15 protein-coding genes are annotated in these 20,239 nt (G+C 61.9%); 3 read left to right on the top strand and 12 right to left on the bottom strand.

Translation table 11 applies throughout. From position 1 onward, the window contains the following. Positions 1–11 precede the first annotated feature (11 nt). The 3 genes from VVR12_RS09490 to VVR12_RS09480 all read left to right on the top strand — a co-directional run bounded on the left by VVR12_RS09490 (position 12) and on the right by VVR12_RS09480 (position 2,410). The gene (locus tag VVR12_RS09490) at positions 12–1,316 is read left to right on the top strand and encodes a SufS family cysteine desulfurase (RefSeq protein WP_409349900.1); all 1,305 of its coding nucleotides are present in this window, start codon (positions 12–14) and stop codon (positions 1,314–1,316) included. 41 nt (positions 1,317–1,357) lie between these two features. Then, entirely contained in the window at positions 1,358–1,810 is a 453-nt protein-coding gene (gene sufU, locus VVR12_RS09485; protein WP_368550997.1) for a Fe-S cluster assembly sulfur transfer protein SufU, read from the top strand. Between the two features lie 174 nt (positions 1,811–1,984). Further along, positions 1,985–2,410: an adenylyltransferase/cytidyltransferase family protein gene (locus VVR12_RS09480; protein ID WP_368550996.1), complete on the top strand. Its 426-nt coding sequence runs from the start codon at positions 1,985–1,987 to the stop codon at positions 2,408–2,410. Between the two features lie 179 nt (positions 2,411–2,589). On the opposite strand, the gene VVR12_RS09475 is transcribed toward VVR12_RS09480, so the two are convergent. From VVR12_RS09475 to VVR12_RS09420, 12 genes are all read right to left on the bottom strand, one after another. Then, entirely contained in the window at positions 2,590–3,087 is a 498-nt protein-coding gene (locus VVR12_RS09475; protein ID WP_368550995.1) for a DUF2505 domain-containing protein, read from the bottom strand. Between the two features lie 127 nt (positions 3,088–3,214). Next, a complete protein-coding gene (locus VVR12_RS09470) occupies positions 3,215–3,829 on the bottom strand; it encodes a glycosyltransferase (RefSeq protein WP_368550994.1) in 615 nt (204 codons plus the stop codon). Between the two features lie 65 nt (positions 3,830–3,894). Then, positions 3,895–4,344: a UDP-N-acetylglucosamine--LPS N-acetylglucosamine transferase gene (locus tag VVR12_RS09465; RefSeq protein WP_368550993.1), complete on the bottom strand. Its 450-nt coding sequence runs from the start codon at positions 4,342–4,344 to the stop codon at positions 3,895–3,897. A 19-nt stretch (positions 4,345–4,363) separates the two neighbouring features. Further along, on the bottom strand, positions 4,364–5,608 hold the full coding sequence (locus VVR12_RS09460) for a YveK family protein (protein WP_368550992.1): 1,245 nt from the start codon (positions 5,606–5,608) through the stop codon (positions 4,364–4,366). Positions 5,609–5,624: 16 nt separating this feature from the next. Continuing rightward, the gene (locus VVR12_RS09455; RefSeq protein WP_368550991.1) at positions 5,625–7,130 is read right to left on the bottom strand and encodes a lipopolysaccharide biosynthesis protein; all 1,506 of its coding nucleotides are present in this window, start codon (positions 7,128–7,130) and stop codon (positions 5,625–5,627) included. Between the two features lie 3 nt (positions 7,131–7,133). Next, complete coding sequence (locus tag VVR12_RS09450; protein ID WP_368550990.1) at positions 7,134–8,432, bottom strand: O-antigen ligase family protein; 1,299 nt, start codon at positions 8,430–8,432, stop codon at positions 7,134–7,136. A gap of 13 nt (positions 8,433–8,445) precedes the next feature. Further along, positions 8,446–9,369 carry a glycosyltransferase family 2 protein gene (locus VVR12_RS09445; protein WP_368550989.1) on the bottom strand — a complete coding sequence of 308 codons (924 nt, stop codon included), beginning with the start codon at positions 9,367–9,369 and terminating at the stop codon, positions 8,446–8,448. 2 nt (positions 9,370–9,371) lie between these two features. Continuing rightward, complete coding sequence (locus tag VVR12_RS09440) at positions 9,372–10,127, bottom strand: CDP-alcohol phosphatidyltransferase family protein (protein WP_368550988.1); 756 nt, start codon at positions 10,125–10,127, stop codon at positions 9,372–9,374. A 337-nt stretch (positions 10,128–10,464) separates the two neighbouring features. Further along, complete coding sequence (locus tag VVR12_RS09435) at positions 10,465–13,326, bottom strand: fibrinogen-like YCDxxxxGGGW domain-containing protein (RefSeq protein ID WP_368550987.1); 2,862 nt, start codon at positions 13,324–13,326, stop codon at positions 10,465–10,467. Positions 13,327–13,366: 40 nt separating this feature from the next. Then, on the bottom strand, positions 13,367–16,330 hold the full coding sequence (locus tag VVR12_RS09430; protein ID WP_368550986.1) for a fibrinogen-like YCDxxxxGGGW domain-containing protein: 2,964 nt from the start codon (positions 16,328–16,330) through the stop codon (positions 13,367–13,369). Positions 16,331–16,342: 12 nt separating this feature from the next. Further along, positions 16,343–17,233 (bottom strand): hypothetical protein, encoded by an 891-nt coding sequence (locus tag VVR12_RS09425; RefSeq protein WP_368550985.1) that lies wholly within the window; start codon positions 17,231–17,233, stop codon positions 16,343–16,345. Between the two features lie 394 nt (positions 17,234–17,627). Beyond that, positions 17,628–19,988, bottom strand: coding sequence for a fibrinogen-like YCDxxxxGGGW domain-containing protein (locus VVR12_RS09420; protein WP_368550983.1), 2,361 nt, complete (start codon positions 19,986–19,988; stop codon positions 17,628–17,630). Between the last annotated feature and the right edge of the window lie 251 nt (positions 19,989–20,239).

Raw genomic sequence — 20,239 nt, 5'->3', positions numbered from 1 at the left:
AAAGAGGCACCGTGAGCAGCACAGGTTACGCACTAGAGGCCAACACCCGCCTAAACAACGAGGCGGCGACCGCGCTGGCGGCCGATTTCCCGATTCTCAACTCTGAGGTCAATGGGCACCGCCTGACCTACCTGGATTCAGGGGCTACCAGCCAGACCCCGCTGCAGGTCTTGGACGCCGAACGCGACTTCTACCTCAAGGCGAACTCTGCGGTTCACCGCGGCGCCCACACGCTCGCCGTAGACGCCACCGATTTGTTCGAGAACGCCCGCGCGACCGTCGCGGCGTTCGTCGGTGCCGACGAGGACGAGTTGGTGTGGACGTCCAACGCCACCGAGGCGCTGAACCTGGTGACCTATTCGCTGGCCAACGCCTCGGCGGGCCTGGGTGGGGAGGCCGCACGTCAGTTCGCGCTGAAAGCCGGCGACGAAATCGTGATCACCGAGCAGGAGCACCACGCTAACCTGATCCCGTGGCAGCAGCTGGCCGCCAAGACCGGTGCCACCCTGCGCTGGATCCCGCTGGAGTCCGACGGCACCCTCGATTACGCCGCGGCCGAAAACATCATCACCGAGCGCACCCGCGTGCTGGCCTTCACCCATGTTTCAAACGTTCTGGGTTCCATCACCGACGTTGACCTGCTGGTGAAGCTCGCTCGCAAGGTCGGCGCGTTCGCCGTGCTGGACGCCTGCCAGTCGGTCCCTCACATGCCGGTCGACTTCCACGCGCTGGACGTGGACTTTGCCGCCTTCTCGGGCCACAAGATGCTCGGCCCCACCGGCATCGGCGCCCTCTACGGCAAGGCCGACTTACTGGCCGCCATGCCGCCCTTCCTTACCGGCGGCTCCATGATCACCAAGGTCACCATGACCGAGGCCGAGTTCATGGCACCGCCCACCCGCTTCGAGGCGGGCACTCAGCGTATCTCGCAGACCGTGGCCTTGGCCGCCGCCGTCCGCTACCTGCAACACGTGGGTATGGAGAATGTGCACGCCTGGGAGCAGGAGCTGGGGCAGCACCTGGCCGCTGGCGTTGAAGAGATCGACGGTGTGCGTCTGCTCGGCCCCGCCGCCGGCAAACCGCGCGCCGGTGTGGCCGCCGTCCACGTGGATGGAGTGCACCCGCACGACGTGGGGCAGCTGCTAGACATGCAGGGTATTGCGATTCGCGTGGGACACCACTGCGCACAACCGCTGCACCGCGCGCTGGGCGTGACCGCCTCGACCCGCGCCTCCGGTTACATCTATAACACCACCGACGATGTCGATCGGTTCCTGACCGAACTCGCGAAGGTACGCGAGTACTTCCGGGTTTAACTCGATCGCAGACACCGCAGACTGACAACGAAAGAAGCACCATGAGCGGACTGGAATCTCTCTATCAGCAGATCATCCTCGATCACTCCAAACAGCGCACGGGGGAGGGGCTGCTCGAACCCTCGCACGCTGCCGCCGAGAACCATCAGTACAACCCCACCTGCGGCGACGAGATCAACCTGCGCGTGGAGCTGAACGAAGAAAAGTCGGCGATCGAGCACGTCTCGTGGGAAGGCGATGGCTGCTCGATTTCGATGGCCGCCGCCTCGGTGCTGTCGGATATGGCGCCGGGCATGAGCCTCACCGAGTTCCAGGAACTGGTGGACAAATTCCGCGAGATGTTGCGCTCGCGCGGACAGATCGAACCCGATGAGGAGTACTTCGGGGACGCCGCCGCTTTCGCAGGCGTTTCGAAGTTCGTCGCACGCGTCAAGTGTGCCATGCTCTCGTGGGTGGCCGCCGAGGAAGCCGCCAAGGAAGCTACCCAGCACTAATACCGCCCACAAAGAGGCCCCGGAGCGTCCCCCAAACTATGCGCATCCGAGGTGACCGTACCCCGTTCTCCCTGAATGTAATCTGAAAGCTATTGACATAAGGCGTGGCCGCACACCGTCTTCAACAACACCACCGGTGCGCGCCTTAAAGATAGTTTGATTAGGGGAAACTTCATGAATATTGGGTACGCAGCCGGAGCTTTCGATCTGTTTCACGTAGGTCACCTCAACGTACTTCGACAGGCCAAGAAAAACTGCGATTACCTGATCGCCGGCGTGGTCTCCGACGAGATGCTGGAACTGACGAAGGGTCGCAAGCCCATCATTCCCCTGGCCGAGCGCATGGAGATCGTCTCTCACATCGATTTCGTGGACGAAGTACGTGCCGAGACCGTTGAAGACAAGCTGGAGACCTGGGAACAGGTTCGCTTCAACACCTTCTTCAAGGGCGATGACTGGAAGGGCACCCCGCGCGGTATCGACCTGGAGAACCGCTTCGCCGAGAAGGGTGTGAAGGTGGTCTACTTCCCGTACACCATGCACACCTCCTCCACAAAGCTCCGCGCGGCTCTGGCGGCGCTGACTCCGGCAGCCGCCTAAGACACAGCTTCTAGGCTGAGAAAGTTTAGCGATAAACGCAGCACACGGCTGGTGGAACCTCATCTAAGGTTCCACCGGCCGTGTGCTATCTACGTGTTCGTCGCCCGTATTCGGTCACCGAGAGCAACCAGGGCGTGCGACGGAGGGGAGCGGGCCAGACCCGGCCCGCTCTCAGCCGTTTAGTTCTGAGCCAGCCACTCTTCGACGAGGCGACCCAGCTTGGTCAGCACGCGACCAACATAGGGCTCGGCAGCGGCGGCAATCTTCTTGCCCACCAGCGGAATACCGCAGGTGACCTCACCGGAGACGTTGATGACGGTCTGCTCGCCCTGCGGCTTCAGCTGCTGGGTGGCGGTCGCGTTCACGGGCATACCGGTGACCTTGATGTTCGAGTTCACGGTGCGTGCACCGTCTGCCGCGGGAGCCGAAACCGAATCTTCCTGGGTCATGTGCAGACCCTTCGAGACGAACTTCTTGGCTACGTCGGGCACCTTGTCGGCGCCGACCTCACGGGTGGTGGTTGCGGTAAAAGCGCCCTCGGGGGAGCCAGCCACCTGGAACGATTCGAAACCGATTCCCAGCTTCTCGCACACGAAACGAGCGAAACCCTCGTCGGCAAGGGCTGCGGCCACACGATCGACGGGCGCGTTGACAACGGTTGATTCCTGAACAGACATGTTCTTCCTTTCTCATGAGGTACCGCTCGGTGAAGTGCGGTACACAGCAGGCTTTGTTTCAAGATACTAAACAAGAGCAGAAAAAACACATTTTCTGCTCTTGTATAGCTCAGAGATGAAGTTGGAGTTACCGACCGGCCATGCCGCGCAGTACCTGCCCCCAGCGTCGTACGAACTTCCGGACGTCGTGGCCGGGGGAGGGTGCGAAGGTCTCGAAAGCGCGCGCCAGCTCTGCTGCGGCGGTATCGGCACCGGGAACCCGGTAGCTGCCGGCCACCATCGACGGATCAGCCAGGGCCGCGTCGATCTTCGCAGCCAGGTCGGCGGCGTCGTGAACGATGATCGTCTCCCCGTAAGACTCCATGACCTTCGAGAACTCGACCTGGTGGTTATCGACCACCTCGTCTAACTCCGCCACGCGGGGAACCGCCAACGGTATAACGCCCACCTCGCGGGCGTCCAAAATGGAACCCGGGCCGCCCTGTACGAGAACAACCTTCGAGGCCTCGTAGATCTTCAGCAGCTCCTTGCGGGGCATGCGATCGACGGTGGCCGTAGCACGCTGCGGTGGGTCGGTGAACCCGTGTTGAAACAGGCAGGTCAGCTCCGGGTGCTGCGCCAGGTAGGCGTCTACCCACTGCACCAGGCGATCGAACTTGTGATAATCGGTGCCCAACGAGACCACCAGGTCGTAGCTGGGGGTTACCTCATCGGCGGCGGTCGTGTGTGAATGTGCTGCCACGGTTGAACTTTCTCCCTAAAAACCGGGAGCCCGTTGCGGGGCTCGACAACGAACCCCGCAACGGACTACATGATGGGGCCAATATTGACTGACTCGGGGAACGCCTTCTGCTGTTCCTCCCACTGCACCACAAACAGGTCGCTCATGGGGTAGCAAAGGCGGGCGCTCATCGTGGGCATGGTAATGCGGTCGTAGGCCTCGATGAATACGGTTCGAATACCCAACAACTTGGCTACGGCGAAGAACGACACCGCAACGGCCGCGCCCGAGGTGATGACCACGTCCGGCTTCTCCCGGCGCAACACGCGCCAGGCGACCCCCACGTTGCGCACTGCGTTGGGGATATTGCGGGTGGTGGGGAAGTAGACCCAGTCGATCTTCTCACCCTCCAGCGCCGCCTTGACCTCCGGCAGTTCGAAGGTCGCCCAGGTGCGATCGTGTTCTTTCCAGAACTTGTCGATGGCGATGAGCTGTGCCAGGTGACCTCCGGCGCTGGCTACATACAGAGCTTTCACGCTGAAAATCCCTTTCCTGTTACTTCTGCAGGTAGACGTACTTCACGTCTGCCTCGGCGGTGTGTGCCACGGCGTCGAACTCCTTGAGATCGCGCATGGTGGTTTCCGGAGTGATGACGACCAGGCAGGTACCCAGCTCGTAGGCGTCGCGTAGCACCTGCGAGATTTCGGTGTCTTCACCGGCGGTCAGGATGGTGGCGCGGCCAGCCTCGGCACCGGCGTGGATCGTATTCCACGGGGTTGCCTCGTTGCCGGAGGCATAGTTGATGTCAGCGGTACCGGTCGCCTCAGAGAGCAGGGTGGAGAACTCCCCAGCCGCCAACGGGGTGGGGGAGTAGATCACCGCACCGCGGCGTCCGGAGCTGAGGAAGTCACCGCGAGCGGCACCGAGCGAGAAGAGCAGACGGCGGGCGTCTTCAACCTGGTGGTTGCCACGGATCTCGTGAACATCCTGGCTCACGGCCTCACCGGCACGGTCGAAGTACTTCACGCGACGTTCCCGGCTATCGACGAGCCACGCCAGCAGGGCACCGACCAGAAGACCGGCAATCGCGCCCACCAGCAAGTACTTAGGCAGACCGAGGTTGGTGGGAGCATCGGGCTTCTCAGCGTAGGAGACCACACGACCTGCGGAGGTCGAGGTGATCTGCACCTGAGCCAGCTTCTCCTCCAGCTGGCTGCGGGTGATCTTCTTGCTATCGTCCAGCGAGTTCAGCGCGTCGTTGATGTTCTGAACGTTGCTGTTCACGGTATCTTTCAACGCATCGCGGCGTACCTGCAGGTACGCGTCTGCCACGGCGTTAGCGTACTGAGCGGCCTCGTCTGCGCTGTCAGCGGTCGCGGTGAAGTCCAGGATCGCGGTACCCGAGTGAGCCGCCACGTCAACGGTGTCGTCGAGCTTCTGCGGCAGGTTGGTGTCCGAGGGATTGAGCTTCTCGGCCGCCGCATTGGCCACCTGGCGCGAATTAGCCACGGACGCCTCGGTGTTAATATCCACCGTGATCTGGTTCGAGGCCTGCGCGTTCGGGTCGGTGGTCAGCGGGTACGCCACCACCGTCGAGGTCGCCTTATACGTCTGGTCCTGCGTCAACGAGGCCAACCCGGCCAAACCCATACCGGTGAGCACCGAGAGGAGGAGCACCAACGGGTGGCGAAGAACCTTGCGGAGCTGCTCGGAAAGAGAAACGGGATTAACCGCGGCGGACGACCGAGACGATCGGGAATCGGTGGACGCTCGGCGGATCGCCTGAGATTTACTTGCCACTGTGACCACAGCCTTTCTATGCGAAGTGTTTACCGGAATACGAACGATTATTTTTCTTGCGAGACTTGAAGAGGTTTTCGATGCCGATCGCCTCGCGGAATCGGTACATCAACAGACCGTAGATCGGCAGAACGATCGCGGCGTAGGTGAAAATCGCCGGCCAGCTCTGGCCCATCAACTGCGCCACCCCGAAGGCCCCTATCAGCGGCACACCGGCGGAAATCACCATGACCGCAATCATCTCCTCGGGCTTGGCCCGAATACCCACCAGGCGCATCACCTGGAAGGCCGCCAGCAGGGTATCTACCAACACGGCCGCCGCCCACGCGGTCACCGCCCCTAACAGGCCCCACAGCGGCACCAGCCAGAGGTTCAGCGCCACCGAGACCGCCAGCGACGACAGCTTGTTGTAGAGCTGCCAGCGCGACTTCCCAGACATGAGCAACACCGACTGCACACCGCCGGCTGCCATCTGCAACATCATGGCCGGGCAGATCACCCACAGCACACCGGCCGCCTGCGCGAACCCGTGGCCGAAGACCTCCATGAGCGTGGGGCCGAAGAACGCCAGGGTGATGTAGAACGGCCACCCCACGGCGATCAGCGCGCGGGTGTTGCCGACGAAGATGCTTCGGGCGCGGTCAAGCTTGCCCGTGGCGATCGCCGCGCTGATCGAGGGGCCGGTCACCACGCGTCCGATATGGTCGACCATCACGCCCATACGGACCATGCGGTTGACCGCACCGTACATACCCGAGGACGCCGCCCCGAGGAACAGCGCCACCGCCAGCACGTCGATCCACTCGAGGATCGCCTCGACCACCGCCGAGACACCGCGGGCGGCGCTGAAGCCCCAGAACGACTTGGCGGTCTCGGCCGGGCCGGCGTCCGCGACCAGTTCATCGGAAGCCTTCGGCATGCCTCGCTTGACCAACACGATGGCCACCAACGCGACGACGACCACGGGGATCGTCCACGCCAGGGCCAGCGAGAGCATGTTTCCGGCGAAGGCCACCACCAACAGGACGGCGGCAATGCGTAACGTCGGCAGGAGCACGTTTTGCAGGGCGGTGAAAGTCACGACCTTGTGCAGACCCCGCAAGACGCCGAAGCTCAACGTCATCACGGCGGCCGCAATCAAAAACGGCGCCGAGACGTTAAACGCCACCCGGTAGTTATCCGACAGCTGCGGAGAAACCCCCGGCAACGTGTAGATCAGCGCCACCACGGTGATGCCGATTGACAGGCACAGCGAAGGAATCGCCGCGAAGCGCACCAGCTGACGCACCGCCGAGAAGCGGCCCATCGCCCGCTGCGCCGAAACGGTACGCACCAAACCGGTATCCGCACCGAACACCGACAGCGAGGTGCCGATAGCGAAGAGGGCCATCACCTGAAAGAACTCACCTGAGGCGGACTTGCCCAGGCCGTTCGTCACGATCAGGGTCGCCACAAATGCCGCGGCGGCCCCGTAGATCACGAAGACAGAGGAGATTGCGCCGCTCTTAGCCAACGAGGGCATGCTTTACAACCCCTCCCTGTACGCGGCCGAACGCATCATCAACGACAGGCACAGCATCATGGCTGCCATCTGCATGGTGTCGAAGCTGTAGAAGACGAACACAAAGATCGCGGTTACCGGAACAGAGTGGATCCACATGCCGGCGTCTGACTGCACACCCCAGGTGGTGAGAATCGAGTACACCATGAACGCCAGGAACAGGCCCAGGCCAACGAGACCGAAACAAAACATGAGCGCCCACAGGTACCCCTGAGTACCCATCGAGACACCGATCGAGACATTCATGCGCGCCGTGCCGTAACCGACCACCGGGGACTGCATCACGGCGTCCCAGGTAGCCGCGTACAGCGAGGCGCGACCGCCGGTGGAATCAGAGTATTCCTGACGGCCCAGAATCTTGGCCAGTGCACCCGAACCTACTAGGGTGACCACCGCCAGCAGCGCACCAATGAGCGCCCAGACAGCAACCTTCAGGTTGCCTGCCATCACCTGACGCATGATCACATACCCCACGCAGATGGCCAGGCCAATGAACATGCCGCGGTTTGAGGTGGCGACCGCAGGCACCAACCCGGCGATTACTGAGAAGCCCAAGCAGATCTTGATCCACAGCGAGCTCGAGGCGCTCATGGTCGCCAGGACGATCGGGGTCAAGAAGGTGAACGCCAGGCCCCAGCTATTCGCGTAGGGGAAAGGCGCAGAAGGACGCACGTAGGGCTCCGGAGCGCCCCAGGGCAGCTGCACCTCCGCCAGCGGCGGCATCACGTAATCTTTGACCAATTCGTTCGACACCAACCCACCGGGCATGATCATCGACATCGGCGTGGTGAGACGGAAATCGGGAAATTGCAACGAGAGCCAACCCAGGATGACCACGGTGTACCACACGACGATCAAACCGATCATGATGCCGTGGCTGGTGACGCGCTCGCGGGCGTTAAAGAGGTAGATGCTGTAGATGCCGGCATTGAAGATGATGACGAAGCGTAGGCCCCAGGCCAGGATGTCGCTGCCGCCGTGGAGCGAAACGGTGCAGACCACCGTCCAGATGCACAGCGCAATCCAGATCCATTGGGCACGGAAGATGACGATCTCGCGGCGAGCCACCATGTAGGCCAACATGATCAGCGCCAAGATGGTGGGCATGAACTGCGCCATGCCCAGGGCCCAAATGAAGGGGAACCCGTAGAGCAGGGTGTACAGCGGCCAGGCCGGCAACTCGCGTGCGGTCGAGGAAATGGCGGGGTCTTCGACTTCGTCGTAGCGCCCCCCACGGCGCGGCTCAAAAAGTGTGAGTAACATGGCGGTCGATTCCCTAGAGACCGCGTCCGGTCTTATTGACCAGATTCAAAAGCATCTGCGGCTTGAGCACGCCGGAGGCCACCGTGAGCGCTGCCCACCCGCGCAGCTGGCGAGGATCGCGGCGCAGAGTAGCCAACGCGAAGTCGCGGGCCTCTCGGCGGTTACCCAGGGCGGCGTGTGCGAAGGCGATCTGTCCGGCGATGCGGGCCAGCCCCTTAGGTTCGCGTTCGAACTCGGGGAACTTGCGCAGAATATAGCTCAGGCCGTCCACCATGGACTGCCATTTGCCGGCAAAGAACGAGGGGCGATCCCACAGCACCAGGATCTGCGGTTCCGGCACGCAGTGGATATCGCCGAAACGGGTGGCGCGCAAGAGTAGGTCGTAGTCCTCACCGTAGGCGGAGGGCAGGTCCTCATCGACCGGCCCAAAACGGCCGCCCTCTAACAGGTCGGCGCGCTGGAAAAGCATTGCCGAAGGGTGGATCTCGGTGATGCGCGAGAGCAAAAACTCGTCGAACGACGCGGTGGCGGGAGCCTGACGTTCAATATCCTGCCCGCCCGAGCGAACGGTGATGCCGGAGGAAATCGCAACGGCCTTGGGGTGCTCCTCCCAGAGGGTCAACTGGGCAGTGACCTTAGTCGGGAACCAGTAGTCGTCGTCGTCGCAGAAACCGATGTAGCTGCCGGTGGCGGTGGTGATACCGGTGTTGCGGCCTCCGGCCAGACCCTGGTCGCGCTGGTTGACGACGGTCACCAGGCTGCGGTTGGCGGGGACGGTCATGTCGTCCAGGGGGTCGATGTTCACGTGGTCGAAGACGACGACTACCTCGATCGGGCCGGGGTAGTCCTGGTCGAAGATCGATTGGACGGCGGTGCGTAGCAACTCGGGGCGGCTACCGATAGTCGCAATGACCGCGGAAACGGTGGGAAGAGACATGGTTAGCCCTCCTGCGGAGTGTTGAGGGTGATGAACTTACGACGCATCGACACCATCGTGGTGGCCAGGTGCGCCAGGAAGAGGAGGCCGTAGACGACGACGAAGCCGAGACCCCAACCCCAGAAGATGAAGATCCAGCAGAAGGTACCGGCGTCCATGTGCAGGTTGACAAAGGAACGCATAGTTCCGCCGGTGGCGGGTGCGGCCGTCTTGCGGCGGGTGCGCAACTGCTCTGCCAGGATCTGGCTCATGAAATGCCCGACGACTAGCACGGTGAATGCCATGGGCAACCACCACAGCGACCAGCCATGAGCCGGCCAATGGTCCTCGAAACGAATAAAGCCCACGAGAACGGCGAGGTGCTGGGCGGGGGTGCGGATCGAGTCCACCACGTGGTCCAGCCACTCGCCGGCGGGTGAGGACGCGCCGGTGACACGGGCTACCTGGCCATCCGCCGAGTCCATTGCGTAACCCAGCGCGAAGAATACAGCCACGCCCAGGGCGGTCCAGAAGGTGGGTTCGGCGAAGATCAGGAGCAGGATGCCCACCAGCGACAGCGCCGAGCTGATAGCGGTGACGCCGTTGGGGGTAATACCGAACTTCACAGCGGCGGCGGCGAAATAGCGGGCAATGCGGCGGTTGACCCAACGGGTGTATGCGGGCACGCCGTGGCCGGGTTTCTGGGCGGCGCCCAGCACCGCGAGGGTATCGCGGAACCCGGTAGGACGTGAGGGTGTATGTGTACTGTGCGAACTCAAGTAATTAAGACCTATCCAGTTAGCTATCTCATCGCGGCTAAATTCGATGAGGCGTAGAGCGAGTGGCAATCCGAGAGTCGTTCAATCGGTCAAGCCCCTACCAGCTGACCCAGTTAGTCAGGGGCATTGCCTGGAAAACTTTACCTAGAATTCAGCTCTTGAGTAGGACAAATAAGCCTATCTGGGGCGATTGTGGGGCAATGTGTGTGGGGTTTTCCTAGTGGCACTAGGAAAACGGGGGTTTGTGGGCTATTTAGACGGGGTGTGCTGGATAAGCGACGGGCTGGGTAGTACTCGTTGTACTACCCAGCCCGAAGATCTCTCACTATTTCAGATTTTATTGACCCATCTCAGCTTTGAGATCGAAGCTGACCGAAGGAGTGCTGCGGTAGTTCGAGTGAACCGAAACCGCGATCACGTTCTTACCCTCGCGCAGGTACTCGGCCGGAACCGTCACCTCGACCGGCTTGGACTGAGCGGTAGCGGTGCTGGGAGCCGCGGTTGCGTAGGTCGTGTGCGTCACCGTGCCCTCGGGCATATTGGAGCGCTTGACCTCGCGACCGTTGACGTAGATCACCAAACCGTCATCGGCGTAGGTGGTCAACTTCAGGTCGCGACCTTTGATGCCGAAGAGCTCTAGATCATGGCGAGCGATAAAGGAGGTGGCGGTAGCCTTCTCCAGAGTGGTCGCCAGGGGAGCGGAGCCCCAACCGAGAGCCGCCTTACCGGAGGACCAACCGGTCACCAGGGTGCGGACGGCATTCCAATCCTCGCCGAAGGCCTCGGTGCCCAGCTTGTAATCCCAGGTAGAGCCGTAAGCGAGCACCTCACCGGAGGCTTCTTCACGGTCGGTCAACTGACCCTGGCTCGCCACGGCCACCGGGGTCGAGGCGGAGAGGTTTCCGGCGGCGTCCACTGCGCGGACGAAGTAACGTGCACCGTCCTGATGAGCCACGGAGTAGGAGGGCTCATCGACCGTCGCGATGACCTTGTTATTGCGCAAGACCTGATACTTCACGCCTGCCTCGGCCACCGGAGCCCAGTCCATCTGGTCGGTGGTGCCGTCGGTGACCACACGCAGAGCCGAGGGAGCTACCGGCGGCTGAGCATCACGTGGGGCGAAGCGAGCGAAGCCCACCGTGCGCTGCGGACCGCGGGCGCCCATCGAGGTGTTGATGTCGCCACCCACCCAGAGCACACCCTTGGAGTCGGTGAAGGAGTCCCAAATGCCGTAACCGCTGGCACCCGAAATCTGGGGCGAGAACTCACCCAAGACACGTCCGGTCACCGCGTCGAAGGCGGCGATCAGCTTGATCTGGTAGACGTTGGTGTAGTTCGGCCAGGGGTCCTGCCACATGTCAGAACCTTCGTAGATCCAGTCACCACAGTGGCAAGCGCCGTAAATGACGTCCTTCTGAGGCGAACGGGAGAGATCCTGGAAGTCGCCACCGGACTTGGTGATGGCCGAAGACAGACGTGAGTAATCCGCCTTAGAGTACTGAGCGATGATGTGCTCCGAACCGCCGGTGAAAACTGTGTCGCCGGAGTCTTGAACGTCGAACTGGAAGCCGGTCTGATCACCGATCAGGTTGAAGGAGAGCTTCCAGGTCCACTCGCGCAGGCGGCTACCATCGACGGGGTTGATCGTGGCCAGCTTATAGGCAGTTTCACCACCCAGGGTCGAGAAGTAACCGGCAGCGAAGACGTTCTGGCCGTCGTCAGAGGCATTGAGCCCGTTGACGGTGCCGTTGAAGTTCGGTCGCCACTGCCAGTCCACACCACCGTTGGAAAGCTTGATACGCGCTGCGTTGCGGGCAAAGGCCGCCACATCGCTGGTGTGACCGGTGACGTGGGTGAAGCGTCCGGCCAAGTACAGGTAACCGTTGCTGACCTGCATGTCCTTCACGTAGGAGGTTCCCGAGCTACCGCGGTTCTCTACCTTCCAGTTGAAGGTGCGGTCGATCTCACCGGTGACGGGGTCCAGCACCACGAACCCGTTGTTGGGTTCGCCGTTGACCTGGGTGAATTCACCACCGACGGCCAGTTTGCCGTTCGGCAAACCGACCAGCGACTTCACCTGGCCGTTCAGGCGCGGGGTGAAGGTGCGCACCAACTCACCGGTGTTCACGTCGTAACCGGTCAAGAAGGGCTGTTGCACCTGCTCACCGGCCGCCGACTGTACAAACTTGTAGTCGCCACCGACGAACACGGTGCCGTTGACCTCACCGAAGGCCTGGCCGTAGGAGTTCATCTCTCCCTTGGAGCCGGTTCCAGTCTGCTCCGAGGTGCGCCACTTCATGGGCTCGGTGTAGCTATTGGGTAGCTGCACGCGTGCCTTGCGTGCGGTACCCTGATCGCCGATCGCCTCGGGCCACTTCAGGTCAGCCTGGGTGACCTTGGGACGCTGATAGATCTGGGTGAAGGGTAAGGCATACCCGTTGCGCTGGTACGAGTAAACATAAGAGGTGTCGTTATCTTCACCTCGAATGAAGGGTCCATACCCAAATCCAAGCTGACGGTTCTGCTCGTTGCGAGGCACGAAGTACATCGCGTTGTAGTTGAGGTTAAGCCCGATGATGCGGTCTTTGGACGTACCCCAGGTGCGGTCAAAACCGTAATAGAGACGCGGGTTGTCGAACTTGATGTCCGACCAGTTGGCATAGGCCGACAGGCCCCAACTCCAGTTCTCTACCTGGTCGCGAGTGGCACGGAACTCCTGCCACTCGGTGCCGGCGTTATCAAGGGCTCGGCGAATACGGGTCCCCTGGTACTGGTCCTTGGGCGGTTGGTTGTAGTTAAGGGCGTCCACGGTGGCCGAAGGCAGCTGCACCGGCTTGAAGGCGTCAGTGCCGTCGGGGTTGGTGGCGATCTCGGCTGGGTCGCCCACGCCGTTATCGTTCTCGGTCCAGCCTTCACGACCGCGACCGATCATGACCCAGCCGCCACCATCGGTCTCTTGGTCGCAGTAGAACTGGCCGGGGGCGTCCATATCCGGGGTGTAGAGCCAGTAGGAGCCAGAGGGGGCCGAGGGGTTGTTCTGCTTGATCTCAAAGCAGGAGGCAGCCGCCGTTTCGGAGGTTTTGCCGTCTACTGTGAGGGGTTGCTCCGCTGCGGAAGCCACAGGCAAAGTGCTGAAAGTGGTGGCTAGGGCCAAGGTGACCCCGACGCACCCCTTCCAGCGCTTTGTGAATGCGCTCATGAGGTTATTCCTTAGAGGTGAGGTGTGACGTGTGTTGTTTTTAGTTTTTCAGCGTTGCTGAAAGATCGAAGCTGGCGCGTGCGTTGTAGTTGTTGTACGCGTGAGTAGACACCGCGATGGTGTTCTTGCCAGTTCGAAGTTTGTCGGCCGGGATCTGAACGGTAACAAGGTTGTCTTGGGCGTCCGCATCAGATTTGGGCTGGAGGGCGTGGGTGTAGGCGTAGACGGTACCGGAGGGCAGGTTGTCTCGCTTCACTTCTTCACCATTGACGTAGATGATGCTTCCGTCATCGGAGCGAACCTTGATCTCAAGGGTGGTGTAGTCACCGGGGTTGTCGATCGTGACGTCCTTGCGGAGGTACATCGAGATCGGCTGATAAGAGATGCTCTTCCAAATGTTGGTGGTCAGGTTCGTGGTGTTCCACCCGATCGCGGCGTTGGCCTGACGCCAGCCGCTAACGGTGACATCGGGTTGCATCCAGTTCAGCGGGGTGTACCAGGCATCCTTCATGTAATTCCACTGATCTCCCATGGCCACGACCTGCTTATCGGCAGCTTTCTGTTCGGGCGTGGGGGTAGGAGCGGGAGTGGGTTCGGCTGGAGCCGGCTCCGCGGGAGTGGGTTCGTTGGGAGCAGGGGTCGGTTCCTGCGGCGCCGGCGCGTTCGGGTCCACGACGGCGGTTGCCACCGGGGCGGTCGCCGAGTAGTTACCGGCGCTGTCCACGCTACGGACGAAGTACCGCGCACCGTCGGTGTGGTCCACCGAGTAAGTGGTGGTGCCTGCCGGAACGGTAGCGATGACACGGTCGTCGCGCAGAATCTCGAAGGCGGTCTTACCGGCGGTGCCCGGGGTCCAGGTCAGGGTGTCCCGAGTGCCGTCGGAGGTGACCTTCAGGTCGCGCGGTGCGGCCGCGGGGGTGACGTCAGCGGGAGTGAAACGGGCGAATCCCACGGTGTTCTGAACCCCGTTGCTACCCAGGGAGCGGACGATGTCGCCACCGACCCAGAGCACGCCCTGAGAATCCTTGAAGGACTCCCAGACACCGTAACCCTTTTGGCCGCTGATGTTGGGCTCGAACTCGGGGATGACCTTACCGGTCTGGTCATCGATCGCGGCCAACAGGCGAATGCTGTGGATGTTGTCCGACTCAGACCAGGGCGAGTTGAAGGTTTCGCTACCCTCATAGATCCAGTCACCACAGTGGCAACCGGCGAAGATGGTGCCGTTGGTCTTATCGCGGTACAGATCCTGGAAGTCGCCACCGGACTTGGTGATCGAGGAGCTGGCGCGGGAGAGATCCGACTTGTTGTACTGGGCTACCAGGTGCTCGGCGCCACCGGTGAACACGGTGGACGCGGCGTCCTGAACATCGAACTGGAAGCCTGCACGGTCGGGGTTGGTGGTTGAGATGTAGGAAAGCTTCCAGTCCCAGGCACGCTTGCGGGTGCCGTTGTTCGGGTCGATCTCGGCGAGCTTACGTGCGGGTTCCCCACCCAGGGTGGAGAAGTAACCGGCAGCATACACAGCCGACTGATCCTCGGCGGCGTTGATGCCGTTGACGGTGCCGTTGAAGTTCGGGCGCCAGTTCCAGTCGACGCTACCGTTGTCCATGCGGAAGCGCGCGGCGGAACGAGCATAGGTGTAGGTGGCAGAGGTATTGCCCTTGACGTGGGTAAACGCACCACCGATGTAAAGGTACCCGTTGATCTCCTGGATGGACTTGACCTGCGGGGTACCGGAGACCAGGCGGTTCTCGATCTTCCAGTCAAAGGTGCGGTCGATCTCACCGGTCACCGGGTCCAAGACCACAAAACCGGCTGCCGGTTCACCGTTGACGGTGGAGAACTCACCACCGACGGCCAGCTTGCCGTTGGAGAGACCCTCCACGGCCTTGACCTGACCGTTGAAGGTCGGGGTGAAGGTGCGCACCAACTCGCCGGTCTTGACGTCGTAACCGGCCAGGAATGCCTGGTTGACGACCTCGCCAGAGGCCGAGACCACGTTCTTGAAGTCACCACCGGTGAAGACGGTGCCGTTGACCTCCGAGATGGCCTGGACGCGGGTGTTCATCTCAGACTCGACACCGGTACCGGACTCGGTGGAGGTTCGCCAGCGCATGGGAGCGGAGTAAGAGTTCGGTAGCTGACGCTTGGCCTCCGCGGCCAGACCGTTATCACCGATCGCCGCGAAACCTGCGTTGTCCTGGGTCAACTTCGGGCGCACAAAGACCTGGGTGAAAGCCTGGGCGTAGTTGCCCTGGGCGCTCCACAGGTAGGAATCCGCGCTGGTGTTACCCATGATGTAGTAGCCGTAGTTGAAGCCGTTCTTCCACTGGGTATTGCGGTCGGAGTTGAAGATCAGGGTGTTGTAGCGGCTACCCCAGTCACCGATGAAGCCGGTGGTATTGCCGGCGTAGTAGTCAGCGCCGATTTGGGTCGGGTTATCGAAGCGTACGTCGTTCCAATCCGCGGTGGCACGCAGTGCCCAGCTCCACGACTCGGTGTGAGCACGCTTGGCGTAAGCATCCTGCCAGACGGTGCCTGTCGTGTTGGCCGCACGGCGGAACCGTACACCGTCGGCGAGCTGATCCACACGCTGACCGCCCAGCAGCTCGTTGACGGTGGCGGAATCCAACTGCACGGGGCTGAACGCGTCGGTGCCGTCCGGGTTCTTGTGCAGCTCTGCAGGGTTGCCGCGTCCGGCGTAATCTTCGCTCCAGCCTTCACGGCCGCGGCCGATCATGACCCAGCCGCCGCCGTTGGTCTCTTGGTCGCAGTAGAACTGGGCGGGGGCCTGCATCTGCGGGGTGAACAGCCAGTAGGTGCCCGAGATCGAATTGGGGTCGTTCTGCTTGATTTCGTAGCAGGACGCCGCGGCGGTCTCGGCGGACTTGCCGTCGACGCGGGGTGCGGCCACCGCGCCGGTCACCGGCAACATCGAAGCGGTGACGGTCAAGGCTGCCAGGGAAGCCAATACGCCACGGGAGAGAGTCTTGTAGCTCATGAGAAAAGCTCCTTAGCAGTCAGGGTTGTTGGGGAAGTCGTGGGTAGCGATTTTCCAGGTGCCGTTTTCCTGCACCAGGGTGAAAATGTTGAGTGATCGCTTGGGGCCGTGATCGGGCGTCATGATGTTGCCCGCGGAATCTTTGACCTTCACGGCCGAGGAGTCCACGCATACCTGCATGATCTTGGCTTTCTTGCCGTTGAAGGTGGTGTCTGCCAACTTGGGTTCGCCGACAATCTTCGAGGAGCCCTCCTGGCTCCATCCATTCACGCCGTACTCGAGAGCCTGAGCGAGGAACTCATCGGCGGCCGCGCCGGTGGCGGCCTTGTTGATCTTGTCCTTGGTCTGGGTGTCTACCTCGGGCACACCGTTATCGACGGGGGTGCCCGGTTCCGATTCCTGTTTATCTTTCGGCGCGGTGCCCTCGACGGGTACGGTCTTCACCGCGGCGTAGGCGTTTTCTACCTCGTTATACAGCGACCCGGTCTGCTTGACCTGCTCGTGATCCACGGGCACGGTCGGAGCTTTCGCAATCTCATTGGCGCCGGAATAGTTCTCGGGCACCTCGGCCGCAGCCGGGTCCTTCGCATTGGCGGAAGGATCCTTCTGCTTCTCGTCGGCGGCCTCGGTCTTCTTCTCGTCGGCTGCAGCAGACTCGGTCGGTTGATCGGACTTCTTCTCCGCGGGCTTCTCCGACTTCTTTTCGGAGGGCTTAGCCGATGCCGAGGGCGCGGCGGAGGACGCCGAGGCGCTCGCGGACGAGGGGGCGTCGGAGGGCTGGGAGGAGTTGTCGCTGGAGTCGCCTGCGGCGCAACCGGCTAGCAAAAGGGTAGCCGCTGCCACCGAGGTGATGGAGCTGACGACGAATGAGGAGTGCGATTTTTTGCGAACGGAATGGTTCATCAATACCTCTATGTAGTTGTCTCAGTGATAACTGAAGTTTTGCGATGCGAATGAACGTGACGACGATTGCGACCTCGCGCCACGGTATTCCCCTGGTTTTCTCTGTCATTCTATGGAGTCTGACGTGGTCACATATATCCCCACATTGACTGGAACAGCAGGGTGTGGGCCAATAGGCGTATATCCGTCAGGAGGTTTGTGGGGCAGTCAATTTCGCGTGATTTCAAGGTTTCTACCCGGCACGTGATGGGTCTTGCGGGCCCGGGGTGTGAAAAGCTGGTTCGTTGTCCCCTCAAGTGAAATCAGTAAGCCCTGTTGCTAATGAACGACACAAAAGGGCGGATCTGTCAGATTTCTCGACAGATCCGCCCTCTGGAGCAGGTTAACTCTTCCGTTAAGCCGCCGGTGCCGGGGCCGCAGCGGTGGCTACCGGGGTCGAGGCCGAGTAGTTGTCGGCGACGTCCTCGCTCCGCACGAAGTAGCGTGCACCGTCGCGATGGTCCACCTCATAGGAGGTTCCCTTCACGGTGGCGATCACACGATCGTCGCGTAGCACCTGATAGGTGGTGCCGCCCTCGGCCACGCCCGTCCAGGTCAAGCGGTCGCGCCCGTTCTCGGTAGTGACCTGAAGGTTGGTCGGTACGGACGCCGGGGTCACGTCACGCGGGGCGAAGCGGGCGAAACCGACGGTATTCTGCACGCCGTAGGCACCCAGCGACTGGGCGATGTCACCGCCGACCCACAGCGTGCCGGTCGAATCGGTGAACGACTCCCATATGCCGTCCCCGCGGAAGCCCTTGAGCTGCGGGTTGAACTCGGGCAGATAGGCGCCGGTCTCGGAATCCCACGCGCCCAGCAGGCGAATCTGGTGCACGTCGGAGGCTTCGTCCCAGGCACCCATCCAGGTTTCGGCGCCCTGGTACATGCCGTCACCACAGTGGCAGGCGCCGTACACCACTCCGTTGGAGTAGCTCAGGTCTTGGAAGTCGCCGCCGTTGCGGGTAATCGACGATGACTTCCGGGCGAAGGTGTTCTTGTCATAGGAGGCGATGAGGTGCTCAGAGCCGCCGGTGAAGACCGCGGAACCGACGTCCTGCACATCGAACTGGTAGTTGTAGGAGGAGCTACGGACCTTGTCGTAGCTTTCCTTCCAATCCCACTGCCCGGTGCGGGCGGCGTCCACGGTGTTCAACGAGGCCAAGCGGAAGGCCGGTTCGTTGTTGACGGTGGAGAAGTAACCGGCCGCGAACACCTGGGTGCCGTCGGCCGAGGCGTTGATGCCGTTGACCGAGCCGTTGAAGATCGGGCGCCACTTCCAGTCCACCCCGCCGTTATCGAGGCGGAAGCGGGTGGCGTACTTCGAGTAGGCTGCCACCGTGGAGGTGTTGCCCTTGGCATGCGTGAAGGTGCCGCCCACGTAGAGATAGTTGCCCTGCACGTCCAGCGTAGAAACCGACACCACGCCGCCGGTGTTGCGGTTCTCCAGGCGCCAGTCCCACGTGGTGTCGACGGCACCGGTAGCCGGGTCGAGGATCACCAGGTTGCTCACCGGTTGGCCATTGACCTCGGTGAACTCACCGCCGACGGCCAACTTGCCGTTGGGCAGGGGAGCCAGCGCCTTGATCTGACCGTTGAACTTCGGGGTGAATCCGCGCACCAGCTGACCGGTCTGCACATCGAAACCGGCCAAGAACGACTGATCGACGACCTCACCCGAGGCGGAGACCAGGTTTTTGAAGTCGCCACCGGTGAACACGGTGCCGTTGACCTCGGTGATCGCCTGAACGTTGGTGTTCATCTCACCCACGTTGCCGGTACCGGTCTCTCGCGAGGTGCGCCAGAGCATGGCTTGCGAGTAGCTATTGGGCAACGCGCGGCGGGCCGAAGCGGGCGCGCCGGATTCGGGGATCTGCGAGGTAGCCAGATCGGCCTGGGTCACCCGCGGACGCAAGAACGCCTGGGTGAAGGGGATGGGGTAGCCGGCATCAGCCGAGGCCGAGTAGATGTATGAGCCCGGGTCGGTGGATCCCAAACGGGTATCGCCGCCGTAACCGAAGCCTAAGTTCCAGTTCTGCACCTTGCGACCGGCGAAGGTGATCGAGTTGGTGTTGCCGTGCTGATCGATGCGGTCCATCGAAGCGGCGTAGGTGCGGTTTGATGCCGAACCGGGGCCGTAGAAATACGAGATGTTCTTCCAGTTCGCAAACGACGACAGCGCCCACGACCAATGCTGAATTTGGGCGCGGGTGGCGGTCGCCTCCTGCCATTGGGTGCCCTCGGCGTTGAGCGCGCGGTGCAAGCGCAGACCGTCCTGCATCTGCGAAGGCGCCTGGCCGTTGAGCAATGCGTCTACCGTCTTCGAGGGCAACTGCACGGGCTTGAACGCGTCGGTACCATCGGGATTCGTGGCCAGCTGAGCGGGGTCGCCCTTGCCGTCGTAGGTGTCGGTCCAACCCTCACGGCCGCGTCCGATCATGACCCAGCCACCGCCATCGGTCTCTTGGTCGCAGTAGAACTGCGCGGGGGCGCTCATGGCCGGGGTGTAGAGCCAGTACGCACCCGAGGGTGCCTCGGGATCATTCTGCTTAATCTCGAAACACGAGGCGGCCGCGGTTTCGGAGGTCTTTCCGTCGTACTTGACGGCGGTCTTGGTGGGCACGGGTTCGGCGGTTGCCGGGGCCACCGGGCCCAGGCTCAGACCGGCCAGTAAAGCGGCGCACGAAATGGCGTACCGCCGTGAACGGGAGGCATTCATGAATTTTCTCTTCTCTAAAGGTGCTTCAAGTGGTGGGGTGCGAATGATTGATGAGAATCCGCCGTGGGGGGCGACGGTTATCAATAAGGCTAGTCAACGCCGGGTTGCTCGTGTCGTAAGCGGTTGTCACCATAAAGGCACGCAAACGACCGGTGCGGGCGGGGGAGTCCGTGAGACAATGTAAGCCGCATACCTCACGGCCGATACGGTCGCGGGGCTATTTCTGTCTCCACACCGCGAAAGGCGCCGCC

This window comes from Rothia sp. LK2588, assembly GCF_040946465.1.
Classification (GTDB): domain Bacteria; phylum Actinomycetota; class Actinomycetes; order Actinomycetales; family Micrococcaceae; genus Rothia.
This window is presented reverse-complemented; position numbering and strand designations above follow the sequence as displayed.